General features: G+C 62.7%; 24 protein-coding genes. 8 read left to right on the plus strand and 16 right to left on the minus strand.

Annotated features, from left to right (window positions below):
- Positions 1-11 precede the first annotated feature (11 nt).
- The 11 genes from ABIE49_RS22855 to ABIE49_RS22905 form a co-directional block, all read right to left on the minus strand.
- Entirely contained in the window at positions 12-593 is a 582-nt protein-coding gene (locus tag ABIE49_RS22855; protein ID WP_192736369.1) for a CAP domain-containing protein, read from the minus strand.
- Positions 594-718: 125 nt separating this feature from the next.
- A complete protein-coding gene (locus tag ABIE49_RS22860; protein WP_192736370.1) occupies positions 719-1,078 on the minus strand; it encodes a hypothetical protein in 360 nt (119 codons plus the stop codon).
- Between the two features lie 195 nt (positions 1,079-1,273).
- On the minus strand, positions 1,274-2,251 hold the full coding sequence (locus tag ABIE49_RS22865) for a Bug family tripartite tricarboxylate transporter substrate binding protein (protein WP_192736371.1): 978 nt from the start codon (positions 2,249-2,251) through the stop codon (positions 1,274-1,276).
- A 106-nt stretch (positions 2,252-2,357) separates the two neighbouring features.
- Positions 2,358-3,365 (minus strand): zinc-dependent alcohol dehydrogenase family protein, encoded by a 1,008-nt coding sequence (locus ABIE49_RS22870; protein WP_192736372.1) that lies wholly within the window; start codon positions 3,363-3,365, stop codon positions 2,358-2,360.
- A gap of 26 nt (positions 3,366-3,391) precedes the next feature.
- Positions 3,392-4,162, minus strand: coding sequence for a glucose 1-dehydrogenase (locus ABIE49_RS22875; protein ID WP_192736373.1), 771 nt, complete (start codon positions 4,160-4,162; stop codon positions 3,392-3,394).
- Positions 4,163-4,217: 55 nt separating this feature from the next.
- Positions 4,218-4,985 carry an SDR family NAD(P)-dependent oxidoreductase gene (locus ABIE49_RS22880; protein ID WP_192736374.1) on the minus strand — a complete coding sequence of 256 codons (768 nt, stop codon included), beginning with the start codon at positions 4,983-4,985 and terminating at the stop codon, positions 4,218-4,220.
- On the minus strand, positions 4,982-6,097 hold the full coding sequence (locus tag ABIE49_RS22885) for an ABC transporter ATP-binding protein (RefSeq protein ID WP_192736375.1): 1,116 nt from the start codon (positions 6,095-6,097) through the stop codon (positions 4,982-4,984). Before ABIE49_RS22885 ends, ABIE49_RS22880 begins: the two co-directional genes overlap by 4 nt.
- A 25-nt stretch (positions 6,098-6,122) precedes the next feature.
- Positions 6,123-6,980: a carbohydrate ABC transporter permease gene (locus ABIE49_RS22890; protein WP_192736376.1), complete on the minus strand. Its 858-nt coding sequence runs from the start codon at positions 6,978-6,980 to the stop codon at positions 6,123-6,125.
- Positions 6,973-7,848: a carbohydrate ABC transporter permease gene (locus ABIE49_RS22895; protein WP_192736377.1), complete on the minus strand. Its 876-nt coding sequence runs from the start codon at positions 7,846-7,848 to the stop codon at positions 6,973-6,975. The genes ABIE49_RS22890 and ABIE49_RS22895 overlap by 8 nt, the downstream gene beginning before the upstream one ends.
- Before the next feature lie 44 nt (positions 7,849-7,892).
- Positions 7,893-9,176, minus strand: coding sequence for an ABC transporter substrate-binding protein (locus ABIE49_RS22900; RefSeq protein ID WP_192736378.1), 1,284 nt, complete (start codon positions 9,174-9,176; stop codon positions 7,893-7,895).
- A 57-nt stretch (positions 9,177-9,233) separates the two neighbouring features.
- Positions 9,234-10,406, minus strand: coding sequence for an ROK family transcriptional regulator (locus ABIE49_RS22905; protein WP_192736542.1), 1,173 nt, complete (start codon positions 10,404-10,406; stop codon positions 9,234-9,236).
- A 331-nt stretch (positions 10,407-10,737) separates the two neighbouring features.
- Here ABIE49_RS22905 and ABIE49_RS22910 point away from each other — a divergent pair, with 331 nt between their 5' ends.
- The gene (locus tag ABIE49_RS22910; RefSeq protein WP_354066927.1) at positions 10,738-11,496 is read left to right on the plus strand and encodes an SDR family NAD(P)-dependent oxidoreductase; all 759 of its coding nucleotides are present in this window, start codon (positions 10,738-10,740) and stop codon (positions 11,494-11,496) included.
- A gap of 8 nt (positions 11,497-11,504) precedes the next feature.
- On the opposite strand, the gene ABIE49_RS22915 is transcribed toward ABIE49_RS22910, so the two are convergent.
- The 4 genes from ABIE49_RS22915 to ABIE49_RS22930 all read right to left on the minus strand — a co-directional run bounded on the left by ABIE49_RS22915 (position 11,505) and on the right by ABIE49_RS22930 (position 15,520).
- Positions 11,505-12,674 (minus strand): radical SAM protein, encoded by a 1,170-nt coding sequence (locus ABIE49_RS22915; protein ID WP_354066928.1) that lies wholly within the window; start codon positions 12,672-12,674, stop codon positions 11,505-11,507.
- Between the two features lie 84 nt (positions 12,675-12,758).
- Positions 12,759-13,010 carry a hypothetical protein gene (locus ABIE49_RS22920; RefSeq protein ID WP_192736381.1) on the minus strand — a complete coding sequence of 84 codons (252 nt, stop codon included), beginning with the start codon at positions 13,008-13,010 and terminating at the stop codon, positions 12,759-12,761.
- 457 nt (positions 13,011-13,467) lie between these two features.
- Positions 13,468-14,022: an ActR/PrrA/RegA family redox response regulator transcription factor gene (locus ABIE49_RS22925; protein ID WP_192736382.1), complete on the minus strand. Its 555-nt coding sequence runs from the start codon at positions 14,020-14,022 to the stop codon at positions 13,468-13,470.
- Between the two features lie 148 nt (positions 14,023-14,170).
- Positions 14,171-15,520 carry an ActS/PrrB/RegB family redox-sensitive histidine kinase gene (locus tag ABIE49_RS22930; protein ID WP_192736383.1) on the minus strand — a complete coding sequence of 450 codons (1,350 nt, stop codon included), beginning with the start codon at positions 15,518-15,520 and terminating at the stop codon, positions 14,171-14,173.
- Between the two features lie 238 nt (positions 15,521-15,758).
- On the opposite strand from ABIE49_RS22930, the gene ABIE49_RS22935 reads away from it, so the two are divergent.
- The 6 genes from ABIE49_RS22935 (at position 15,759) to ABIE49_RS22960 (ending at position 21,031) form a co-directional block, all read left to right on the plus strand.
- Complete coding sequence (locus tag ABIE49_RS22935) at positions 15,759-16,550, plus strand: ABC transporter ATP-binding protein (RefSeq protein ID WP_192736384.1); 792 nt, start codon at positions 15,759-15,761, stop codon at positions 16,548-16,550.
- Positions 16,547-17,365: an ABC transporter permease gene (locus ABIE49_RS22940; RefSeq protein ID WP_192736385.1), complete on the plus strand. Its 819-nt coding sequence runs from the start codon at positions 16,547-16,549 to the stop codon at positions 17,363-17,365. Before ABIE49_RS22935 ends, ABIE49_RS22940 begins: the two co-directional genes overlap by 4 nt.
- A 127-nt stretch (positions 17,366-17,492) precedes the next feature.
- On the plus strand, positions 17,493-18,842 hold the full coding sequence (locus ABIE49_RS22945) for a polyhydroxyalkanoate depolymerase (RefSeq protein ID WP_192736386.1): 1,350 nt from the start codon (positions 17,493-17,495) through the stop codon (positions 18,840-18,842).
- A 197-nt stretch (positions 18,843-19,039) separates the two neighbouring features.
- Entirely contained in the window at positions 19,040-19,891 is an 852-nt protein-coding gene (locus ABIE49_RS22950) for a M48 family metallopeptidase (protein WP_192736387.1), read from the plus strand.
- Between the two features lie 169 nt (positions 19,892-20,060).
- Positions 20,061-20,516: an ABC transporter substrate binding protein gene (locus ABIE49_RS22955; protein WP_192736388.1), complete on the plus strand. Its 456-nt coding sequence runs from the start codon at positions 20,061-20,063 to the stop codon at positions 20,514-20,516.
- A 29-nt stretch (positions 20,517-20,545) separates the two neighbouring features.
- Positions 20,546-21,031, plus strand: coding sequence for an ABC transporter substrate-binding protein (locus tag ABIE49_RS22960; RefSeq protein WP_354066929.1), 486 nt, complete (start codon positions 20,546-20,548; stop codon positions 21,029-21,031).
- 27 nt (positions 21,032-21,058) lie between these two features.
- Here ABIE49_RS22960 and ABIE49_RS22965 read toward each other — a convergent pair whose 3' ends face one another.
- On the minus strand, positions 21,059-23,314 hold the full coding sequence (locus ABIE49_RS22965) for a PBP1A family penicillin-binding protein (RefSeq protein ID WP_192736389.1): 2,256 nt from the start codon (positions 23,312-23,314) through the stop codon (positions 21,059-21,061).
- Positions 23,315-23,451: 137 nt separating this feature from the next.
- Here ABIE49_RS22965 and ABIE49_RS22970 point away from each other — a divergent pair, with 137 nt between their 5' ends.
- Positions 23,452-23,877, plus strand: coding sequence for a DUF1330 domain-containing protein (locus ABIE49_RS22970; RefSeq protein WP_192736390.1), 426 nt, complete (start codon positions 23,452-23,454; stop codon positions 23,875-23,877).
- Positions 23,878-24,018 lie beyond the last annotated feature (141 nt).

Here is a 24,018-nt window from a genome sequence, read left to right on the forward strand (position 1 = left end):
CGGGCTCCGCTTCAAATGCAAAGGCTGAGTATCTTGATGCGGCAGTCGCTTGATTTTGGCTTGGATGCGGGTGCGGCATCCCGTTTCACAGCAACGAGCGGCTCCGTCTCTTTCTTGTTCTTGCCCTTGGGGCGCTTCGGCTCGTAATCGCCGGCGATCACCATGGCCCAGTAGGTGCGCTTGCCGCTGGCATCTCTCGCGCTCGCGATCCCGACGCGTGAGGCATTCTGCAACAGCAGGTTCTTGCGGTGCCCGGAGGAGTCGATCCACTGGCCAAGCGTCTTCTCGAAACTCTCGTATCCATAGGCAATGTTCTCGGCGGCGCGACCCGCACCCGCCGGCGCGACCCGTTTGGTGAACGGGCCGAGTACATCGTGGCTAAGCTCATTCTTCGCCGCCATCGCTCGCGCCTGATCCATCGCGATGCGGTCGAGGGTCGCATCGCGCACGACGCGGACCTGGCCATGCTTGAGCCGAAAGCCGGAGATCAGGTCAGCCGGCGACTCGGCGGCCATCGCCGGCGCCGCCAGCAGCAGAAAGCCTGCGGCCAATCCACCAACGGCGCGTCGCGTCATCGTCCCCCAAATGCCCATTGTTCAATAAACCGGCGCCATAATCCGGCTGCTTATCCATCGTCAATGTGGACGACTCAAGGCAGGGGACGTGTATTCCCTGGCACTTGACCGACAGCGGACGGGGTTTGCAGGCAATGACTTGATCAGCCGCAGTTCCAGACCGCTCCGACCGGCGTCCGTGTCCAGCAAGGCCCAAAACTGCCGCCATTGTAGCGGCCGCCGTAAAAGCCGGGCCGGCCGAAATAGTGCCAGGCGCCATCGTACCCGTAATAACTTGGGACCGGATCGATATACCAGGGACGCTGGTTGCGGCGCGCGGCGCGCAAAACCGCGGCCCTCTGGGTGTAAGCCGGGCGGCTGTTGTTCGGAGGCTGGTGGTAGCCCGGCAGGAAGCCGTAGCCCTGCCAGCGTGGCGCCGGCCGCTTATGAGCCGGGGCAGCCGGCGCGACGACCGGCAGGAGCGACAGGACAACAGCAATCAAGAAGAGCACGAAGCGCGACATGAGCGCACCATAGACGGCCGGCTGTTAGGAGGCGATTCAAATCTAAGTGCACGGTCCGGTACAATTGCGTCCGGTTCGTTTGCGAAACGACTGCCACCAAATGCAGAGGTTCGTGTCAGCTCAACTCTCGGCTCAACACGGAAGTGCGGTCGTGCGGCCTCACGAACGCAGGTTTGGAGTCCAGTGCGACCGGTCCTATTCAGCCTTGATGCCCGCGAACTTGATCACCTTCGCCCACTTTTCGGTGGCATCCGAGATGATCGTCCTGAATTCCGCAGGCGAGCCTCCGAGCACTGTGCCGCCCAGCTCCACGATCCGGGCTCTCACTTTGCTGTCGGCGAGACCGGCATTGAGCTCCTTGTTCAGCATGTCGATGATTTCGACCGGGGTGTCCCTCGGCGCGCCAATGCCCGCAAAGCCGCTGGCCTCATAACCAGGCACGAAGTCTGCCACCGTTGGAACATCCGGCAACACGTCCAGACGCTTCGCGGTCGTTACCGCGAGCGCACGCAGGGTACCCGCCTTGATGTATTGGATCGACTCGGACATCGGAGCAAAAATCACCTGGATCTGGCCGCCGACCAGATCGGTGGTCGCAGGCGCGCCGCCGCGGTACGGGACGTGGACCAGATTCACCCCGGCCATCATCTTGAACAGTTCGCAAGCAATGTTCTGCGGGGTGCCGGGCCCAGCCGACCCGTAATTGACCTTGCCAGGGTTGGCCTTGGCGTAGGCGATGAATTCCGGGATCGTCGTGGCGGGGACTGACGGATGCACCACGACGACATATGCCAGTCGCGCGGAGCAGATCACCGGCGCGATGTCGCGGATGAAGTCGAAACTGAGATTGCTGTAGAGCGCTGCATTGATCGCATGCGGCGTCACGATCTGCAGCAATGTGTAGCCATCCGCGGGCGCCCTGGCGACCGCCTCGGTGCCGATGTTGCCGCTGGCGCCGGCGCGGTTCTCAATGATGAATTGCTGGCCGAGGCGATCCGACAGCCATTGACCCATCAGGCGCGCCTGGATGTCGGTGGCCCCGCCGGCGGCGAAGCCGACGACGATGCGTACCGGCCGGGACGGATAGGCTTGCGCCCACGAAGTGCGAGGCAAGGCCGGCAGCGCCGCAGCACCCACGGCCAGCTGCAAGAATGTGCGGCGGGGAAATTTCATGATGCTTCCTCCACAGTGCGCTACGTCGCGGATTTGCAATCCATCTGGACGCCCTGCGGAACCAGACTACACCCGTCTTGCGACGAGGTGGAAGGGATACCTCAGCCTACGGAAACGCGATCGTGATCTTGCCGAAATGGCCGGCCTGCTGCATCAGCCGCAGCGCGTCCGGCACTTCGGTGAAATCGAGCGTTCGGTCGATCACGGGTTTCAGGCGGTTCTGCCCGATCGCGGCGGCCATGTTTTCAAACATTTTTCGGCTGCCGACGGAGAGTCCGATCACGTGCAGATTCTTGCTGAACAGGGCAGGGATCGAGACCTGCTGGGAAAAGCCCGACAGCACCCCGATCACGAGGATGGTGCCGCCGACGCGCGCCGCTTCGAGCGATTGCTGAAAGGTGTCCTTGCCGCCGACTTCCACGATGTGATCGACGCCGCCGCCGGCCCAGTCCGCGGCGGCCTTGCCCCATTCGGCGACCGCGCGATAGTTGATCGTATGGTCCGCGCCCAGCCCTTTTGCGCGTTCGAGTTTTTCGTCGCTCGACGACGTCACGATGACCGTGGCCCCCGCCATCTTGGCGAACTGCAGCGCGAAAATCGAAACCCCGCCGGTGCCCTGCACCAGGACGGTCTGACCGGGCCGCAGATGGGCTTCGTCGAACAGCGCCCGCCAGGCGGTCAGTGCCGCGCATGGCAACGTGGCGGCCTCCACAAAACTCAAATGATCGGGGACGCGCGTGACGCCTTCGGCGTCAAGCAGCAGCAGTTCCTGCAGCACGCCCGGGCGCGTGCCGCCGAGTGCGAGACGGCGGCCGCTGGCCGAAGGCCCGCCGTCGAACCATGATTGAAAGAACATCGGACACACGCGATTCCCGACCGCGACCCGGCTCACGCCTGGTCCCACGGCGGCAACTTCACCCGCGCCGTCGGAGAACGGAATCAGGGGAAGCCTGTACGCGCCGCCCTGGCCCGTCACGGTTATAAGGTCGCGATAGTTCAGCGATGCCGCGCGCATCCGGACCACGATTTGACCGGGGCCGGGTTCCGGATCGGGCCGGTCGACCAGTTCCATGGCGTCGATCGACCATTCGCGTGCGACCTGCCAGACTTTCAACAAAGCCTCCCGGTATTTCGCCGATCCTACGCCGCAAAGTACCCGCCGTCGACGACCTGCGATGCGCCGGTCATGAACGACGCCTTGTCGGAACACATCCAGACCACGGCTTCCGCGATCTCCTCGGGCACGCCCATGCGGTTCATCGGCACCTTTGCCAACGTGGCATCGAGCCGCGTCTCCACCACCTCCTTGGTCATCGGTGTGGTGATATAGCCGGGATTGACGCAGTTCACGCGGATGCCGTCCTGCGCATATTCGATCGCCGCGGTCTTCGTCAGCCCGACTACGCCGTGCTTTGCCGCCACATAGTGCCCCGATGTCGCAAGACCAATCAGCCCGGCGATCGAGGCGGTGTTGACGATGGCGCCGCCACCGCCTTGCGCCAGCATCTGCACGATCTCGTGCTTCATGCAGAGCCACACGCCGGTGAGGTTGATCGCGAGCATGGTGTCGAACGAGACCTGGCTGAGTTCGTGCAGGCGCTGGCGTCCGGGGCCAACCGATCCGCCGGCAACGCCGGCATTGTTGAACGCGCAGTCGATCCGTCCATAGGCCGCCACGGTGCGCGCGACCATCGCGGCCACGTCGGCTTCCGCAGTGACGTCGCCGCCGATCGCAATGGCCTGACCGCCGGCCGCGTTGATCAGGGCGACGGTGCCGGCCGCGCTTTCCTCGGTGCGGTCGGCCACCGCCACCCGCGCGCCCTCGCGCGCCATTGCCAGCGACGTCGCGCGTCCGATGCCCGAAGCTCCGCCCGTTACCAGCGCCACCTTGCGCTCAAGAATGCCTGCCATGTCTGTTTTCTCCTGCCTTGCAAAACGAGCGTCGATCGACGATGTGGATTCCCTGCTAGCCTAGGCCGCCATCGACCGTGAAGCACTGGCGCGTGATGCGCCTGCTCTCGTCGGACGCCAAAAACAATGCCATGCGCGCGATGTCGTCGGGCGTCACCGCGTCGGGAATATCCTGACGCGTGCGAAGTTCGGCGATCTTCTGCTCGTCCGGATACCACAGCCGGCGCTGGCGCTCGGTGATCACCATGCCGGGTGCGATGGCGTTGACGCGGATGCGGTCGGGGCCGACCGACCGGGCCAGCGAATTGGTGAAACCGACAATCGCCGCTTTCGCCGCCGCGTAGACCGGCAGCCCCGGTGCGCCGCGCGTCCATGCCACGGACGACATGTTGATGATCGAACCGCCGCCCTGCGCCCGCATCTGCGGCACCACCGCCTGTGCGGCGAAGAAAACGTGCTTGAGGTTGACGGCGATCGACCAGTCGAATTCTTCAGGCGTCACTTCTGAGAGCACCTGGCGCTGGTCGTTGGCGGCGTTGTTGACCAGCACCGCGGCATCGCCGAGCGCAGCATGGACCTTGGCCAACGCGGCGCGCAAGGCGTCGATATCCAGCAAGTCGCAGGGCACGAACAGCGGCGCGGAACCGGACGCGTCCGTCACCTCGCGCACCAGCGCTTCGCCGGCGGCGGCGTCGATGTCGAGGAAAGCGACACGGGCCTGCTGTACCGCGAACGCACGGACGAACGCGGCGCCGATGCCGCTGGCGCCGCCGGTGATCAACACGACACGGCCTGCAAGGCTGGGGTAAAGGGCATGGGTCATGCGATCAGGCGCTCCGTCACCGGGTCGAACAGGCAGATCCGTCGCGTGTCGAGCGCGAAGGCGGCAAGCTTACCGGGCTCAGGCCTGATGTCCGGCGTGATGCGCGCCAGCACCTGCTCCCCGCCGAGCCGCAGCAACACGATGGTCTCCGCGCCGGTGGGTTCGACCATCTCGACCGGCGCCTGGACGACGATCGGGGCGCCCGATGCGCCCGAAAAACTGCGGCCGCCCTCGGCAATGCATTCCGGCCTGATGCCAAGCACCACGTCGCGGCCGACAAAGGCTGCGGCCGCATCGTACCCCTGCAGGGGAAGGCGGACCTCGTCCGGCCGCCCGGCGCCGATCACCACCACCGGCCCGCCATCTTCCGCCACCAGCCGTGCCGGCATTGTGTTCATGGGCGGCGATCCCATGAAGCGCGCGACGAACAAATTGGCCGGATAGCGGTACACCGTATCCGGATCGGCGAATTGCTGCACCTCGCCGTGATGCATGACGGCGATCCGCGTCGCCATCGTCATCGCCTCGATCTGGTCGTGGGTGACATAGACGATGGTGGCGCCGATGCGCTGGTGCAGCCGCTTGATCTCCATCCGCATCTCGACGCGCAGCTTGGCGTCGAGATTGGAGAGCGGTTCGTCGAACAGGAACAGCAGGGGATCGCGCACCAGGGCCCGCCCCATCGCCACGCGCTGGCGCTGGCCGCCGGACAATTGCGACGGCTTGCGGCCGAGCAACGGCTCGATCTGCAGCAGCCGCGCGACATTCGCTACCGCCTTCTCCTGCTCCGCCTTCGGAACATGGCGGCATTCCATGCCGAACGTGATGTTCTGGCGCACCGTCATCGACGGATAGAGCGCATAGGACTGGAACACCATCGCGATGTCGCGGTCCTTCGGCGCGATGTCGTTGACGACCCGCCCGCCGATTTCCACGGTCCCGGCGCTCGGGCGATCCAGTCCGGCGACGATGTTGAGCAAGGTGGATTTTCCGCAGCCGGATGGCCCGACCAGCACGGTGAATTCACCGCTCTCGATGTCGAGGTCGATCCCCTTCAACACTTCCAGATTGGCGTACCGCTTCGACAGGGCACGAATGCTCAACGCTGCCATGACTTCCCCTTCAACGACTTCCCCTTCATTTCACGGCGCCGGCGGTAAGGCCGCGTACGAAGTATTTGCCACCGATCAGATAGATCAACAGGGTGGGCAGGGCCGCGATCATCACCGCGGCGCTTTGCACGCCATGATGCGGGATATCCGCGACCGCGGCCGAGAGCGCGATCAGCGCAGCGGTGACTGGCTGCTGTTGGCCGGTCGTGAATGTCACGCCATAGAGGAACTCGTTCCAGATATGCGTGAACTGCCAGATCACGGTGACAACCAGGATGGGCGGCGAGAGTGGGAGAATGATGCGCCAGAAAATACGAAAGAACCCCGCGCCATCGATGCGCGCGGCCCTTATCAACTCCTGCGGGATGGCAACGTAGTAGTTTCGGCAGAACAAGACGGTAAAGGAGAGTCCCTGGATCGTGTGGATCAGCACCAGGCCCGTTAGCGTGTTCATCAGGCCGGTATCGCGCAGCACGATGGTCCAGGGCAGCAAGCGCATCTGCTGCGGCAGGAAGATGCCCAGCGTGACGATGCCGTAGATCCAGTTGTCGCCGCGAAAGCGCCAGAGCGAAACCGCGTAACCGGCGACCGCACCAAGCAGGGTGGAAAAGATCGTCGCGGGGATGGTGACGAGCGCGGAGTTCAACATGTAGGGGCGGATGCCGACACAGGTCTGCGCCACGCAGAAGTCGGACCAGGCTGTGAGGTAGTTGCCAAAGGCCCACTGCCGCGGCCAGCCGATCATCGAGGTCTGGACGATTTCCTCATTGCTGCGCAGCGAATTCAGCACGACGACGATCAGCGGCACGAGATACGCCACTGCGACCAGCAACACGACGAGATAGATCAGCAAACGGCTCGGCGCCAACGTTCGCTCACGCATGGGTGGCCCGCCTTCGCCAAAGATATTGCCATGCCGCGTACGGCAGCAGCACCGCGAGAAGAATCAGCAACATCAGCACGGCCGCCGCCGCCCCCCGGCCGAGCAGGTTGCGTTGGAACATCAGGTCGTAGACGACAAGGGCCGGCAACTGGGTCGCGATTCCAGGGCCGCCGTTGGTCAGCGCGCGGACGAGGTCGAATGTCGAAATGGCGAACTGCAGCTGGATCACGATGACAGTTATGGTGATCGGCCAGAGCGTCGGCAGGATGACGCGCCGGTACATCCGGACCGGTCCGGCGCCGTCGATCTGCGCCGCCTTGATCAGGTCGGCATCGACGGACCTGAGGCCGGCGAGGAAGAGCGCCATGGCGAAGCCCGAGGATTGCCAGATCGCAGCGATGACGATCGTCCAGATCGCCATGTCGCGGTCGATCAGCCAATCGAACCGGAAGGAAGTCCAGCCGAAATCGTGGACGAGCTTCTGGATCCCGATGCCGGGATTGAGCAGCCAGCTCCAGACCGTGCCGGTGACCACGAACGATACCGCCAGGGGGTAGAGGAAGATGGATCGCAGTGCGTTCTCGCCGCGAATGCGCTGATCGAGCAGGATCGCGAGTATGAGACCCGTCACCAGGCTGAGCAGGACGAACGCACTGCCGAACAGCAGCAGATTGTCGAAGGCGACTTGCCAGTTACGCGACGCCAAAACCGAGGTGTAGTTGCGTAAACCGACCCAGCCCGACACCGGGACCAGCGTGGACGGCGTGAATGAGATCCAGATGGTCCACAGCGAAAACGAAACGAGGTGCGCGGCCGACAACAGCAGCGGTACCCAGATCGTCAGATACTCGGGCAGCCGGCGCACCATTTCTGGTGTCGTCGGGCGCCCTGCTCGCGGTGCCGCGGCGTCTCTCAACGCGCGCTCTCGACGGCCTCGGCGAGGCGGGTGACCGCCTGCTCCGGCTTGATCGTCTTGTTCTTCACATACTCCGTGATCACGTCGATCAACGCAGCGGTCAGGCCGTTTTCCTGTGCCATGTTGTGCGCGACGCTGAGAACCGCCTGATTGCTGGCGATCGCGTCTTTCAGCGCTGCTGCGGTTCGGCGTTGACCGTCCGACCAGCCTTCGCCGGAAAGATCGACATCGGTACGCACGGGTATCGATCCCGTGATCTGCGAATACATGGTCTGGACGGCGGGATCCATGACGAGTTGCGCCATCAGCGCCTGGCCGGCCTGCAGGTCGGGCTCCTTGCGCTGCCAGAATATGAACGCGTCGGCATTCAACAGGAACACCGGCTTGCCGTTGTCGCTGGGGCCGGGCGCAATCATGAAGTCCTCGAACTTGAAACCGGCATTGCGCAACACACCCTGCGCCCACCCGCCCATGATCATCATGCCCATGTCACCGTCGACGAAGCGCTTCAGGTTGGTCGAAAAGTGCTGGGCGCCGACGTTGGGGTCCATCCAGTCGGCGATCTTCCGCACCTGGACGAAGGCGGCCTTGATCTCGGGGCCCTCGAGGGCCTTCTTGTCGAGGTTCATGATGGCTGCGCGGTATGCGGCGGGACTGATGCCTGCCAGGGAGGCTTCGAATTTCTGCCCGTCATCGGGGCGGGTGCCGCCGTTGGCGATGGGATAGGCGACTCCGCCCGCTTTCATTTTTTCGGCCAGGTCGTTGAAGTCTGCCCATGTGACGGGGATCTTGTCGGCCTTGGCCTTGTCCATCGCGCGCTTGGACAGAAACAGCATGTTGGTGCTGTAGATCTGCAACGGCAGCGCAATCCACTTGCCACCGGGCTTGTGAAGTTTCGCAAGGTCCGGGGCAACGACCTTTTCGTAGCCGGCGGCAGCGACCAGCTCATCGAGGCTCACGGTCGGGGCGATCTTCGACCAGGCCGCAATCTCGGGTCCCTTGAGCTGCGAACAGGCGGGCGGATCGCCGGCCATGATCTGGGCGCGCAGCTTGTTCATCATCTCGGTGGTGAACCCGGGGACGGGCGAGTGCTGCCAAATCCCGCCCTTCTCCTCGAATTTCTTGCCGAGCGCCGTGATAGCCGCGCCATCGCTGCCGGCAGACCATTGTGAGATGGCGGTCAGGCGCGGCTTGGTCGCGCTTTGCGCGCGGGCGAACGTCGGTAGCGCGAGCGCGGCCGTGGATCCAGCGAGCAGACGGCGCCTTGTGATCATTGGCATGGTACGTTCCTCCCGGTTTCAAAACCTTGACGCGTTGGCCGCGCCGTTCATTGCTTGTCAGGCGGCCTCCGCCGATGAGGCCGGCATGCCGCCGCGGCAAGCCAGACAGCAGGCTGCAAAGGCCAGCGCGGCATTCGGATCATTGCCGCTCGAAGGCGGCACGAAAGCGAGTGATACCTGGGCGAATTTCCGCCCGCCCATCACGCAGGCATCGATCCCGTCGATCAACGCCTTTCGATCTGCTTCCGCGAGAACAGACGGCCAGCCGCTGATGGCCACGCCGGCACAAGGCTTGACGTTCAGCGTATTGCCGATCGCAAGGCCAAGCCGGAACAGCCGTCGACGCAGTTCCTGGCGCATGCGGGCGGAAATCGAGATTACATTCACCCACTCGTCGCCGAGCTGCAGCAGTTCCGGCTCGCCAACACCGAGAAGCCCGGCCAGTGCCGGAAGCGACGTATAGGCCTCGACACAGCCATGATGGCCGCAGCGGCAGGGCGGACCGCCGTCGTCGAACACCATGTGGCCGAGCTCGACCGGCTGCAACGCATCGGCCTCGATCGGGTCGTCCATCCAGGCGCCTGCGACGCCCTGGCCGACAAAGACGAACAGATGCGGGCCGGTAAACGGATAATCTTCCGTGCGGCAGCGATGAAACGTGGCGTGCGCCACCACCGAATTGGTGATCGCGACCGGCACGTCCGCAAACATCTCGGCAAGCATGCCGCGAACGCGCTTGACGTCGCAGGGAATGATCGGATTGACGAGCTCGCTCAATCGGCCAAGCCCCGGGACCGAAACGCCGATCTGCGAGAGCTGAACCCGATGCTGCCGCGTCCAGTGCTGCAGTAACTGCAGCGCTTGCTGAAACAGCCGGCTGACGGATTTGACGGTTGGCGATTTCGGCAGTGGCAGACGGTCGGTATAATGCAGCTCGCCGGAAAGCCCGCCGACCCCAACGGTCAGCCGCTGGCCGGTCAGCTCGATGGCGGCCAGCCTTACCGAGCTGTCGAGTGATACCAAACCGGTCGGGCCACCGAAGTAAGGCGCAGGCCGCCTCACTTCCTCGATCAGGCCCTCCGCCTTCAGATCAAACAGGATACGCGACAGGCTTGCCTCGGAGAGGCGCACGGCTTTGGCCAAAGGCGGTCGAAACATGCCGCCCGACTGAAGCAGATGCCCCAGAATGGCCGCACGCGTCTGCCGCCGACTTCTCGGCTGCTCCGGCATTTCCGTCCCTGTCGTCATTCTTACTTAGTGTAAGAATGTGCGCGCGAAACATTTCAACTGTCAAGGCGCTTGCCGTCTCAAGGCATGCGTTGTGTGCGCGGCAGCAAAATCGAGGGTGCGGGCGTTTGCTTCGAAGCTGGTGGCTCATTGATCTGAATCATGTGCGCCCTTCGCAAACCCGCATTGCCGCACAACCGGTATGCCGCCGCTGCGAGCTGTGCCGAGATGACGAACGCGAGTAGTTGTGGTCTATCTGTCGCTGCACAGCGGGCTTCGAAATCAAAATGGAATCCGGCATCGACGCCGGCGTCCAGCAACGGTGGATCATTTGATGGCTGCAATCTATCCAGATCTCGAGGGCAAGTCTGTCCTGGTCACGGGCGGTGGGTCGGGCATAGGCGCGTCGATCGTGCGTGCCTTCGCGCGGCAGAAGGCCAAAGTCGGCTTTCTGGATATCGCCAGAGATCCTTCGACGCGGTTGGTCGATGAACTCGCTGCACAGGGCTTTGCAGTTCGATATCAATATTGCGATGTGACCAACATCGATCAATTGCGCGCCGCGATCGGCCGGATCAGGGCCGGCATTGGGCCGATTCGCGTGTTGATCAACAACGCGGCGCATGATGACCGGCATTCGGTCGAGAGCGTCACGCCGGAATATTGGGATGACAGAATTGCCGTCAACCTGAAGCACCAGTTCTTTGCCGCTCAAGCCGTCCTGCCGGACATGCAAGCCGGGAAAGACGGCGCTATCGTCAATTTCGGATCGATCTCCTGGATGACCGCGCAGGGCGGGATGCCGGTGTACACCGCTTCGAAGTCGGCCGTGCTTGGCTTGACGCGCGGGCTCGCGCGCGATTACGGCGCCTGGAATATCCGCGTCAACGCCGTCGTTCCCGGCTGGATCATGACGGAGCGTCAGATCGAAAAATGGGTGACGCCGCAAGGCGAGGCCGACCTGATGAAGGCGCAGTGCCTCAAGCGCAAGCTCTATCCGGACGACATCTCCCGGGTCGTGGTGTTCCTGGCCTCGGAAGAAGCGAGCGCGTGCACCAGTCAGCACTATGTCGTCGACGGCGGGCGAGTGTGACGGACGGATCAGGCGCCAGCCAGTACGTCGCGCACGTCGAGGCGTTGCCCGTCCGGCTTGCTGACGTAAAGATGGTTAGCCAGCACCGATTGCATGTTCTCAAACATCGAATAGAGGTCGTCACAGTAGACTGACGGATTGTCGTAGCCGTTCTTTTTGGAGAAACGATGCGGAAGATAGCCGCCGCCGCAGGCGTTCATGAATTTGCAACGCTGGCATTTCTCGGAAAGGTTGATGGAGGCTTCGCGCGCGGCTTTCCAGCGCGGCTCGTTCCGGACGTCGTCGATCGCATGTTCGAAAATGTTGAATTTCGTCCGCGTGAGGCCGTCGCCGGCAATCCGCAACACATCGTGCGCCTCGACGGAACCGTCGGTCATGACGGTGCAGAGTTCGATCGGTTTGTAGCCGACGCCCTCGGTCGGCGAATTGTTGCCGAGCATGGCGGTGATCATGTCGCTGATGATCCGGATGTCGGCCGTGGGTTTGGTCCGGTTGGCCTCCAGCCACAGGTCGAACAGGCCGTTGTAGAACGAGCCAACGGACGCGGGGGTCTCATCCACCGTCGCGTCGGGGATCATGATGTCGTAGCTGGAAATTCCGCATTCCGCGAAAAACTCGACATACTGTTTTGGCGGGTAAGCGGGATTGCAGACGGCGAGGGCGGTCATGCCGATGTCGCGCGATGCAAGCATCCGCGCGGCCCGTTCCGCCGCGGCATGGGTGCCGGTGCCTTGAAACGTCCGGCGATGAATGTCGTGAATGTGTTCGGGCCCATCCAGGCTGATCGCGACCGAAATGTTGCGAGCCTCGAAACAGTCCAGCCATTCATCGTCGATCAACACGCCGTTGGTAGTCACCGCTATCGGTATGTCGCAGCCGGTTCGTGACGAGATGCCTTCGCAAGCTTCGGCAATGCGGTGAAAATTCTCGACTCCCCATAGCAGGGGTTCGCCGCCGTGCAGAATGATCGGGAAATCGATGAGGGAATACCTGGCGACATGCTCCTCTATGCGCAGCAATAACTGCTGCAGCACTTCGTCGCTCATCAGCTTCGGCTTGTCATAAACCGCCGCGTCGCGAAACCAGTAGCAATAGGAGCAGTCGATGTTGCATCGCGAGGCAACCTTGACAAGCATCTGCGAGATCGGCTGCTCCTTGAAGCCCAAAGCATCTGGCAAAGGATTAGTATCGTCAGCCGACATGCCGATACCGGGTGGCACGAGGAAACTACGAAGCAAGGCTAGTTAGCGGATATAAGAAGCCTAGTACCGGATAAATCCGCCCCTGCGGAACCCGCCACCGCCGTAGTATCCTCCGCCTTTACGAAAACCGCCGTACCCTCCGCGGCCGCGAGCAAAACCGCGTCTGAAGTAAACCTCGGTCGGTGCTACCTCATTTTGCCCACGCAGATCATTCAGGAGCGCCTCGATGCCCTGATGATCGCTCTGGATCGTTGCGCCGGGCCCATGCAGTTGCAGGACGGTCGATAGAACCTTCAGCGAGGTAATCGGCATGCTGTGCTTCCTTTTCTTGCAACGCAACGAAAGGGGCGAACGAAAGCCGGTGTATCAATCAGCTGAGCAGCGGGAGATTATACCAACTCCATTGTCGCGGCAATGTGGCGAACTTTCGATTGAGAGAAAGATTGGAAAACATCATCCTCCAGTTGAGCAATGAGCCGTGCAGCATCTGTGCTGTTATCCCGTTGCTTTCTCTATCTTCTTCTCAAGTCCGCAAGATTGCTGCAATGCGCAGATGTCCTGGTCCGGCCGTCGTCCTTTGAGGCGCGCAAGAACACGCACCTCCAGCGACAACGGCATAGCCGTTGCACGGGGATGACGGGTCCAAGAGATGAACGTGCGGACGGCCCAGTATTCCAGAGACGGCCGTGATTGAATCGTTGGGCCGCGGCGTACTGGAGCCCCCGCTTTCGCGGGGGACGACGACCAATTTTGAATTGGCTAGCTGCTGTTACCGCGGCGCGCGCTTGGCCAGAATCCGCTGCAGGGTGCGGCGGTGCATGTTCAGGCGCCGAGCGGTCTCCGAGACGTTGCGGTTGCACATTTCGTAGATGCGCTGGATGTGTTCCCAGCGCACGCGGTCCGCCGACATCGGGTTCGCCGGCAGTTCGGATTTCTCGGTGCCGCTGGCGAGCAGCGCTGCGACCACGTCGTCGGCGTCGGCGGGCTTCGAGAGATAGTCCACCGCGCCCATCTTCACCGCGGTGACGGCGGTGGCGATGTTTCCGTAACCGGTCAGCACGATCGCGCGCGCCTCGGGGCGCTTGCGCTTCAGCGCCGATACCACGTCGAGCCCGTTACCGTCGCCGAGCCGCAGATCCACGACGGCGAAAGCCGGCGCGGAACGGCCGATCTGGGCCAGACCGTCGGACACGGTATCGCACGACGTCACGGCGAAGCCGCGGCTCTCCATCGCGCGCGACAGGCGTTCCAGAAACGGCTTGTCGTCCTCGACGATCAGGAGCGAGCGGTCGGTGAGATCGTTCAGTTCGGTGATGGCGTTCAAAGTCGGGTATCCCCCGGTTGCAGGTGCACTATAGCGTTTTCGAGCGAAGTGGGTACCGGTTCGCGTGAAGAAAACGCGTCAAAACAGACAACTACGATATGGCGTTACCTGACGGCGCTGCCAAGGCCCTCAATAGTCGATCAGGCTGTCATTCGCGGTCGCTGGAACCATTCCAGGAGTCGGTTTCCGGCGCCGTGTCGTCCGCCTCGAACCGTTCGCGCGGCCAGACGATTTGTACCACAGCGCCGTGATCGGGAAAGGTCCGGTTGGTAAACGAGACCTTGGCGCCGGTGCGCTCCAGCAGGGTACGGGCGATGAAGATGCCGAGCCCAAGGCCGGTCCGCGCGCTTTGGTCCTCATCGGTGCCGCGCCGCCGCGATAAATAGGGTTCGCCGATGCGTTTCAGCATGTCGGGTGCGATGCCCGGGCCATCGTCGGAAATGATCATCTCGACCGTTTCGGCGTTCCACCAGGCGTTAACCTCGACCGTGGTCCGGGCGAAATCGACCGCATTTTCCAGAATGTTGCCAACGCCATAGAGGACGGCGGGGTTACGGGCGCCGACCGGCTCACGCGTCGCTGCGACCGCTAGCCGCACCTTGATGGCGACGCCGAAATCGCGGTGCGGTGCAACCGTTTCCTCGATCAGCGTCGACAGCGGCATGCGATCGAACGGTGCGCCGGAGGAGGAGAGCTGGGTGATCTTGGCCAGAATTTCGCGGCAGCGCTGCGCCTGCTCGCGCAGGGTCTTGAGGTCGCCAGCGAGCTGTTCGTTGCCATCAACGGTCTTTTCGAGCTCACGCGAAATCAGGAAGATCGTCGACAGCGGCGTGCCGAGTTCATGCGCGGCAGCGGCGGCAAGGCCGTCGATCTGGGTAAGGTGCTGCTCGCGGGTCAGCACCAGTTCGGTGGCCGCCAGTGCGTCGGACAGTTTCCGGGACTCCTCGGTGACCTGGAACGCATAGAGCGAGGTGACGCCGATCGCGACCAGGATCGAGAGCCAGACGCCGAACAGGTAGATAGGGGGCAGCACCAGCGGGTCGTCGCTGTCCCACGGCAGCGGCAGATGGAAAAACACCAGTGCGGAGGCGCAGGCGACCGCGAGCACACCAAGTGCAATCGTCAGCCGGATCGGCAGCGCCGTCGCCGAGATCAGGACGGGGGCCAGGAACAGGAACGAGAACGGATTTTGCAGCCCGCCGGTGAGGAACAGCAGCGCCGCAAGTTCGACGATGTTGAGCGCAAGCAAGGCGGCCGCGTAGACCGGTTCCAGCCGCTGCATCGGATTGAACGCGATCTGCAGTGCGAGATTGACCAGCGCCGAGAGGCCGACAATGGCGACGCAAGGAATAATGGCAACGTCGAATTCCAGCCCGTGCGCCACGATGAAGATCGCGGTGAGCTGGCCGAGCGCCGCCAGCCAGCGCAGCCGCAATATTGTATCGAGACGGACATGGCGGAGCGGATGGCGAAAATCGGAGCCGGAAATTTCAGTCATTCCGCAACTTTAGCCGCGTGGCGCCGCGATCACAAATTCGCGCAGTCATTCCGTCCGGTCGGGGGCCTGCATGGTTCGAGACGCCGCTTTCGCGGCTCCTCACCATGAGGCGATAGTTTTCACCCTCATGGTGAGGAGCGCGGCAGAGCCGCGCGTCTCGAACCATGCAGGCCCGCTTGCCGCCAGGCACTCCGAACCCTTGCGCTATCAGCCCTGATGGCCCAATGAACAGGCCCAAATGGTCAATAACGACGCCGCGCCAATGCCGTTGCCCGCAGCCGATCCGGCAGGATCCGCGATCGAGGTCGCGCACCTGATCAAACTCTACAAGACCACCCGCGCGGTAGACGACGTCTCATTTCGCATCGCGCGCGGCAGCATCACCGGCCTGCTCGGCGGCAACGGCGCCGGCAAGACCACGACGATTGCGATGATCATGGGGCTGGTGCTGCCGACGTCGGGCCGTATCCAGGTGCTGGGACATCCGATGCCCGAGCAAAGCGCCGAAGTGCTGGGCCGGATGAATTTCGAAAGCCCCTATGTCGACATGCCGATGCGGCTCACGGTGCGGCAGAATCTCACCATCTTCGGCCGGCTCTATGCGGTGGAGAACCTGCGCGAGCGCATCGCGCAGCTTGCCGCCGATCTTGATCTCGAGGAATTCCTCGACCGCGCCAGCGGAAAACTCTCCGCTGGGCAGAAGACCCGCGTTGCGCTGGCGAAAGCGCTGATCAATCAGCCTGAACTGTTGCTGCTCGACGAGCCGACGGCCTCGCTCGACCCGGATACGGCCGATTGGGTGCGGCAGCACCTGCAGGATTACCGCAAGACACATGACGCGACGATATTGCTGGCGTCGCACAACATGCTGGAAGTGGAACGCTTGTGCGACCGCGTCATCATCATGAAGCGCGGCCGGATCGAGGATGACGACAGCCCCGATCAGATCATGGCCCGCTACAACCGCGCGACGCTGGAAGAAGTGTTCCTCGACGTCGCGCGCGGACGGGTGAGGGAAGGCGCGCCATGAGCGGGGTTGCGGTCCATCATGGGATTTCGGTGCACCGTATCAACGCGATGGTGCTGCGTTATTGGTATTTGCTGATGTCGTCCTGGCCGCGGCTTCTGGAGCTGATCTACTGGCCGGCGCTGCAGATCATCACCTGGGGCTTCCTGCAGAACTACATTTCGCAGACGTCGGGATTTTTCGCCCAGGCCGGCGGCTCGCTGATCGGCGCGGTCATCCTGTGGGACATCCTGTTCCGCGGCCAGCTCGGCTTTTCGATCTCGTTCCTCGAGGAGATGTGGGCGCGCAACCTCGGCAATCTGATGATGAGCCCGCTGAAGCCGATCGAGTTCCTGATCTCGCTGATGGTGATGAGCCTGATCCGGCTTGCGATCGGCGTGATCCCGATGACGCTGCTGGCGCTGTTCTGCTTCGACTTCAATTTTTTCGCCATCGGCCTGCCGCTGATCGCGTTCTTCTGCAATTTGATCTTCACCAGCTGGTCGATCGGGATCTTCGTGTCGGGTCTGGTGCTGCGCAATGGCCTCGGCGCCGAGAGCATCGTCTGGACCCTGATGTTCGGCCTGATGCCGCTCGCCTGTATCTATTACCCGGTGTCGGTGCTGCCGGTCTGGCTGCAATATCTCGCCTGGACGCTGCCGCCGACCTACGTGTTCGAGGGCATGCGCGCGCTGTTGATCGACCACGTGTTCCGGACCGACCTGATGGTGTGGTCGCTCGCGATCAACGCGGTGCTGTTTATCGCGTCATTTGCGATCTTTCTTGCCCTTTTGCGCAGCGCCAAACACCACGGTTCTTTGCTCGGTGGTGGTGAATAAGTCACAAATTCCCGTGTATTTCTGAGGTTTTTGGCCATTTCGGTACGTATATATACGGAGGTGTGCATTGACGCATTATTGCGCAGCCGGCACTATGCTGCGGCGCAAAACAGGGGATCAGAATTCAATGCCGATTGGTGAGTTTGGTGGTGCACCGCCGCTAGTGGCCGAAGGCAGTCCGGCGCTTACGACGCCGATGTACTGGATGTACGAAATGGGCCACGCGTCGCTCAATCCGGCACGGGCCGTGACTGATGCCACGAAGATCCTGTTTCAGAACCCGCTTAACCCGTGGTCGCACACTGAATTTGGCAAATCGATCGCCGCGGCCTGCGAATTGTTCGAGCGCACCACGCGCCGTTACGGCAAGCCGGATTGGGGCCTCGACACGACCGAAGTCAACGGCGTCCGTACCGCGGTCGAGGTTCGCTCGATCTGGGAAAAGCCGTTCTGCCGCTTGCTGTATTTCGATCGCAAGCTGACGCGGCCGCTGCGCAGCCCGCAGCCGCGGGTGCTGATCGTGGCGCCGATGTCCGGTCACTACGCGACGCTGTTGCGCGGTACCGTCGAAGCCTTCCTGCCGACGCATGAGGTCTACATCACCGACTGGTCCGACGCGCGGATGGTGCCGCTCGCGGAAGGCCGCTTCGATCTCGACGACTATGTCGACTACGTGATCGAGATGCTTCACGTGCTCGGCGGCAACATGCATGTCATCGCGGTGTGCCAGCCCTCGGTGCCGGTGGTGGCAGCGGTTTCCGTGATGGAAGCCGCCAACGATCCCTTCGTGCCGCTGTCGATGACGCTGATGGGCGGCCCGATCGACACCCGTCGTAATCCGACCTCCGTGAACAATCTCGCCGCCGAGCGCGGTATCGAATGGTTCCGCAATCACGTCATCACCAAGGTGCCGTTCCCGCATCCCGGCGTGATGCGCGACGTCTATCCAGGCTTCCTGCAGCTTTCGGGCTTCATCACGATGAATCTCGATCGCCACACCGACGCCCACAAGGCGCTGTTCAGCAATCTGGTGAAGGGCGACGGCGATCTGGTCGACAAGCACCGCGAATTCTATGACGAATATCTCGCGGTGATGGATTTGACCGCAGAATATTACCTGCAGACCGTTGACGTCGTGTTCGTCAAGCATGCGCTGCCCAAGGGCGAGATGATCCATCGCGGCAAGCTGGTCGATCCGTCGAAGATCCGCCGCGTCGCGTTGATGACGGTCGAAGGCGAGAACGACGACATCTCCGGTCTTGGACAAACCGAAGCGACGCACTCGCTGTGCACGTCGATTCCCGATCATCGCCGCGTGCATTACGTGCAAAAGGGCGTCGGGCACTACGGTGTGTTCAACGGTTCGCGGTTCCGCTCTGAAATCGTGCCGCGCATTTCCGATTTCATGCTGTCTTCGGCCGATACCAAGCCGAAATTGGTCGCTGCATCAGACAAATTGGTTGGGGCTGCTGAATAGTGTCGATTTCAGCGTCGATTTGGCGGCTCAACTAAGTCGCTGAATCGATTAAAAGAATTCGGATTCGCACGTCGCCGAAGAAGTGAGTGTAATTTCACTTTTTCAACGAAGAGTGAGGCTGGATTCAGCCAAAAATTTTCGGTTCCAGCCCCTGCCGGTAGGGGCGGAATAGAGTCCAGCCCCTGTATATTGGGCAAATGATTTGTTTTTGCGCCGAACGGTTTCAGTGGCGGCTTGAGTGGCAGCGGTTATGGCAGAATCCGGGCGAACTCTTGCCCCCCGGACTGTCAGACATGGCTACTCGCGCCCTCCTCTATCGGCGGCCCGCCGAACCCGCGACTCTTTTGGTCAAACACGGCTCGCAATTCTTTGCGATTCGGCTGCGCCGGCACCGCCGCGCGCGCCGCTACACGTTACGCATTCATCCGACCGATCGCGAGGCGATCCTGACCATGCCGCCGCGCGGCACGCTGGCGGAAGCAAAGGACTTTGCGCAGCTGCATGGCGGATGGATCGCCGCACGTCTCGGCCGCCTGCCGAAGGCGGCGCCGTTTCAAGCTGGCACAGTGGTACCGCTCCGCGGTGTTCCGCACCGCATCGTGCATCGTGCCGGCGAGCGCGGCACGGTGTGGACCGAAACCCGCGACAGCGGCGAGAAAGTTCTCTGCGTCGCCGGCGGCGCCGATCACATGGACCGCCGCGTCCATGATTACCTCAAGCGTGAAGCGCGCAAGGATCTGCACAAGGCATCGTTGGCCTATGCGGAAGAACTCGGCGTCAAGGTCAAGCGGGTGTCGATCCGCGATCAATCGAGCCGTTGGGGCTCCTGCACTTCGGCCGGATCATTGTCGTTTTCCTGGCGGCTGATCCTCGCGCCGCCCTTTGTGCTGGACTATCTCGCCGCGCATGAGGTCGCGCATCTGGTCGAGATGAACCATTCGGCGCGGTTCTGGCGGGTCGTCGCGAAAGTCTGCGGCCACGTCGAGCGCGCCAAGTCCTGGCTCGACACCCACGGCAACGATCTGCACCGTTACGGGGTCGAGGATTAGCATGCGGAAGCGCTGATCCGGGAGTCCAAGCGCCACCGATCGCTCCCGGACTTCGAGCCAACGCAACACCGGCATTGAAGCCAAAAATCAAGCGGCTTTGCCCCAAATCGGACGTTGGAGGTGCTGAGGCGAGCGAATAGAATGATGGTCGTGGCTCCTGGGCGCGCCCATGAAACGCCGTGAATTTATTGGCCTTGTTGTTGGTGCAGCGCAGGCGTGGCCCCTTGCGGCGCTGGCGCAGTCCAGAATGCATCGGGTGGCACTTCTCACCCTGGAAGCGGACGAAGAAATCTCTCAATTCACCGGGCCGCTGCGAGACCTCGGCTATGTCGAGGGAAAGAACCTAAACCTCGAACATCGCTCCGCCGAGGGCGAGCCCCGGCGGCTAGCCGGCCTTGCCGAAGAACTGGTGCAGACAAAGCCGGACGTCCTCGTGGCGGGGTGGGGAACGCTTGCACCAAAGGCACTCAAGGCCGCGACCGCTACCATCCCTATTGTTTTTGCAACTGTCGGCGATCCGATCGGAGCGGGTCTCGTGCAAAATCTTGCGCGGCCGGGCGGCAATCTGACGGGCTTAGCGGCCAGTCCGCGGACTTCAAAAGCAAGCAGCTCCAACTGCTGCTGACGTGTGTTCCAAACCAACGGGTCGTCGGCGTGCTTTTGAATCCTGATACGCCTTACAGCGCGTTGGCCCTGAAGGAGTTAAGGACGGCCGCGGATCACGAGGGCATCCGGCTTGAACTCCTGGAGGTGAGAAGGCCGGCGGACTTAACGGCGGCTCGCATGGACGCGCTGGTTGCGGACGGCGTAACAAGCCTGTTTGTCATCGAGGACCCTCTCACCAGCAGCATCCGGGTGACAATTGTCGATCAAGCCAACAGGCTACGGCTGCCGACAATGACCGGTCTTCGTGACTTCGTGCTCGCGGGAGCGCTGATGTGGTATGGCTCCAGCCGAAAGGACAGGTATCGCCGAGCAGCGGACTATGTGGACAAAATTCTCAGGGGAACTCGCCCCGGCGATCTGCCTGTCGAGCAACCCACGAAATTTCAACTGTTGATCAATCTCAAAACCGCAAAGGCGCTCGGCTTAACGATACCGCCGGCGGTGCTGGCTATTGCTGACGACGTGATCGAATGAAAGCGGAACAGCTGACTGCGCGCGCTGTCACCTGCCGCCGAACACCCGGTCCATCAGCCATCCATCCAGACCCGCAGCCGCCTCAGGGCGGGCCGATGGATTCGGTGGCGGCGCCGACGTGCGCGTCGGTGGCTGGCGATAGCCACCGCCTGAGGGGACCGGAGCAAGCGGCACCGGCGTCTGCGCGGATGGCTGATACGATGGCTGTGGCGGCGCGCTGACCTGCGAGGCTGGGAACAGATTTGAGAGCAGGCCACCGCCGCCGGCTTGTGATTTCGGCAGGTTCGCAACCGGCACGCCCTGGTGAGCTGATCGCATGAAGCGGGTCCAGACCTCGACTGGCAAGCCGCCGCCGGTCGCCTTCTTGGTCGGCGAGTTGTCGTCATTGCCAAGCCAGACGCCCGTGACGAGGTTTGCGGTGTAGCCGATGAACCAGGCGTCGCGGAAATCCTGGCTGGTGCCAGTCTTGCCGGCGGCCATCCAGCCCGGAAGCTCCGCCTTGCGCGCGGTGCCCGACAGCAGCGTCTCCTGCATCATGGTGTTCATCATCGCGACGTGCCGCGGCTCGATCACCTGGCTCAGCTGATCCGGCTGCCGCGCATACAGCACCTTGCCTTCATTGGTGCGGATTTTGGTCACGACATGCGGGGAAACCCCAAGCCCGCCGTTGGCAAATGGCGCAAAGGCGCCGACCAGCTCGATGACCGAGACTTCCGAGGTGCCGAGTGCGATCGAGGCGTTGGCATCGAGTTTGGAGGAAATGCCGAGCCGATGCGCGGTCCGCACCACGCTCTTGGCGCCGACTTCGATGCCGAGCCGCACCGCCACCGTGTTGAGCGACATCGAAAGCGCCTGGGTTAGCGTCACCGATCCGAAATATTCATGGGTGTAGTTCTCAGGCCGCCAGCCTTTGATATCGATCGGCGAATCCTGCCGGATCGTTTCAGGCGTCAATCCCGCCTCGATCGCGGTCAGATAGACGAACGGCTTGAAGGCCGAGCCGGGCTGGCGCTTGGCCGTAACCGCGCGGTTGTACTGGCTCTCGGCATAGTTCCGACCGCCGACCATGGCGCGCACCGCGCCGTCTGGCGTCATCGCCACCAGCGCGCCCTGGGTGACGTTGAACTTCACGCTTTTCGCGGCGAGTTCGTCGATGATGGAGGCTTCCGCCACGCTCTGAAGTTTGGGGTCGATCGTGGTCTCGACCACGATGCTCTGTTCGATCTGGCCGATCAGATCGTCGAGCACTTCGCCGATCCAGTCGGCGACGTAGTTGACGGTGCCGGCGCCGACCGGTTTCACATTGTAGGAGGGATGGCCGATCGAGGCCTGCGCCTGCGCATCTGTGATGAATTTGGCATCCGCCATCGCCGCGAGCACGATCTGGGCGCGCGCTTCCGCGCCTTCCGGATTGCGGTTCGGCGCCAGCCGCGACGGCGACTTGACGAGGCCCGCCAGCATCGCCGCTTCCGCGATCGTGACGTTCCTGGCGGACTTGCCGAAATAGCGCTGCGCCGCGGCCTCGACGCCATAGGCGCCGGAGCCGAAATAGACGCGGTTGAGATAGAGCTCGAGGATTTCCGATTTGGAATGCTTGCGCTCCAGCCAGATCGCGAGTTCCACTTCCTGCAGCTTGCGCGTGACGGTGCGTTCCTGGGTCAGGAACAGGTTCTTCGCGAGCTGCTGGGTCAGTGTCGAGCCGCCCTGCGAGACGCCGCGATGCATGACGTTGGCGACCGCCGCCCGCGCGATGCCGATCGGATCGACGCCGTAATGCGAATAAAAGCGGCGGTCCTCGATGGCGATGAATGCCTTCGGCAGATAGGGCGGCAGATCCTTCAGCGAGACATTGGCGCCGGCCATTTCGCCGCGCGAGGCCAGCACGCTGCCGTCGAGACCGACGATCTGGATGGTCGGCGGACGTTTTGGGATCGCCAGCGACTGGATGGCCGGCAGATGCGCGCCGACCCAGATCACGACGCCGACGACCGCGATCGCGGCCCACAGGCCGAGCACCGCGCCCCAATAGAACAGCCGTCCGATCCGGAATCCGCCCCGCGATGTCGACCGGCGCTTGGCGCCGCTACGGCCTGCGCGGGGCTTGCGTTCGCGCGGCGGCTCGTCGTTTTCGTTCTCGGATTTGCGCTTCGCAGAAGATTTCTTCGGCTTGTCTTCGCTTACAGTGACGCGGTCCTGCGGCGACAGCCGCAATTCGCTCAGCGCGGCGGCGAGCCCGAATTGCGGTTCCTTGCGGCCGCCGCTCTTTTTCCGTCCCCACGCCATACGTCAACGCTGCTCACACCACGGCCGATGCAAGCTAACGTCCGCAGTTTAAGGGTCGGTTACGGAGAGGTTAACGCGGGATTAGGAGGTGCGGCGGTGCGTGATAAAAGACGGCATGTCAGCATAAGGGAACCGTTATGGGCCATATCGATCCGACCAAGGAAGTGTTCGCACAATTTCGGGCCAATGACCGGCCGGGCCCGATCCACATGCTCAATCTGGTCCGGTTGCGGGAACAGGCTGCCTATCCCGACGGCCGCAAGGCGTCAGGCGCGGAAGCCTATGCGGCGTATGGACGGGACAGCGGGCCGGTGTTCGAACGGCTCGGCGGCCGCATCGTCTGGCAGGGGCGGTTCGAACTGATGCTGATCGGGCCGGCGGAAGAGCGCTGGGATCATTGCTTCATCGCCGAATACCCAAGTGTCGCCGCCTTCGCCGAGATGATCCGCGACCCCGTTTATCGGGAAGCCGTAAAACACCGGCAGGCGGCGGTCGAGGATTCGCGGCTGATCCGGCACGCGGCGCTGCCCGTTGGCAAGACGTTTGGGGAAATCCCGACGTAGCGGATGCGTAGGGTGGGCAAAGCGAAGCGTGCCCACCATTCAAGGTGACGGTCCAGCAGATGGTGGGCACGCCGCGAAGTGCGCGCCTTTGCCCACCCTACAAAAACAAATCGGCGGCCTCGAGAGGCCGCCGATCGTTCG

This window comes from Bradyrhizobium sp. OAE829 (assembly GCF_040546575.1).
GTDB lineage: Bacteria > Pseudomonadota > Alphaproteobacteria > Rhizobiales > Xanthobacteraceae > Bradyrhizobium.

Bases quoted from the DNA above. Each gene is read 5' to 3' on its own strand.
- ABIE49_RS22855 (WP_192736369.1), bottom strand. From the start codon at position 593: ATGGGCATTTGGGGGACGATGACGCGACGCGCCGTTGGTGGATTGGCC.
- ABIE49_RS22860 (WP_192736370.1), bottom strand. From the start codon at position 1,078: ATGTCGCGCTTCGTGCTCTTCTTGATTGCTGTTGTCCTGTCGCTCCTG.
- ABIE49_RS22865 (WP_192736371.1), bottom strand. From the start codon at position 2,251: ATGAAATTTCCCCGCCGCACATTCTTGCAGCTGGCCGTGGGTGCTGCG.
- ABIE49_RS22875 (WP_192736373.1), bottom strand. From the start codon at position 4,162: ATGGCAGGCATTCTTGAGCGCAAGGTGGCGCTGGTAACGGGCGGAGCT.
- ABIE49_RS22880 (WP_192736374.1), bottom strand. From the start codon at position 4,985: ATGACCCATGCCCTTTACCCCAGCCTTGCAGGCCGTGTCGTGTTGATC.
- ABIE49_RS22885 (WP_192736375.1), bottom strand. From the start codon at position 6,097: ATGGCAGCGTTGAGCATTCGTGCCCTGTCGAAGCGGTACGCCAATCTG.
- ABIE49_RS22890 (WP_192736376.1), bottom strand. From the start codon at position 6,980: ATGCGTGAGCGAACGTTGGCGCCGAGCCGTTTGCTGATCTATCTCGTC.
- ABIE49_RS22895 (WP_192736377.1), bottom strand. From the start codon at position 7,848: ATGGTGCGCCGGCTGCCCGAGTATCTGACGATCTGGGTACCGCTGCTG.
- ABIE49_RS22900 (WP_192736378.1), bottom strand. From the start codon at position 9,176: ATGCCAATGATCACAAGGCGCCGTCTGCTCGCTGGATCCACGGCCGCG.
- ABIE49_RS22905 (WP_192736542.1), bottom strand. From the start codon at position 10,406: ATGCCGGAGCAGCCGAGAAGTCGGCGGCAGACGCGTGCGGCCATTCTG.
- ABIE49_RS22910 (WP_354066927.1), top strand. From the start codon at position 10,738: ATGGCTGCAATCTATCCAGATCTCGAGGGCAAGTCTGTCCTGGTCACG.
- ABIE49_RS22920 (WP_192736381.1), bottom strand. From the start codon at position 13,010: ATGCCGATTACCTCGCTGAAGGTTCTATCGACCGTCCTGCAACTGCAT.
- ABIE49_RS22930 (WP_192736383.1), bottom strand. From the start codon at position 15,520: ATGACTGAAATTTCCGGCTCCGATTTTCGCCATCCGCTCCGCCATGTC.
- ABIE49_RS22935 (WP_192736384.1), top strand. From the start codon at position 15,759: ATGGTCAATAACGACGCCGCGCCAATGCCGTTGCCCGCAGCCGATCCG.
- ABIE49_RS22940 (WP_192736385.1), top strand. From the start codon at position 16,547: ATGAGCGGGGTTGCGGTCCATCATGGGATTTCGGTGCACCGTATCAAC.
- ABIE49_RS22945 (WP_192736386.1), top strand. From the start codon at position 17,493: ATGCCGATTGGTGAGTTTGGTGGTGCACCGCCGCTAGTGGCCGAAGGC.
- ABIE49_RS22950 (WP_192736387.1), top strand. From the start codon at position 19,040: ATGATTTGTTTTTGCGCCGAACGGTTTCAGTGGCGGCTTGAGTGGCAG.
- ABIE49_RS22955 (WP_192736388.1), top strand. From the start codon at position 20,061: ATGAAACGCCGTGAATTTATTGGCCTTGTTGTTGGTGCAGCGCAGGCG.
- ABIE49_RS22965 (WP_192736389.1), bottom strand. From the start codon at position 23,314: ATGGCGTGGGGACGGAAAAAGAGCGGCGGCCGCAAGGAACCGCAATTC.
- ABIE49_RS22970 (WP_192736390.1), top strand. From the start codon at position 23,452: ATGGGCCATATCGATCCGACCAAGGAAGTGTTCGCACAATTTCGGGCC.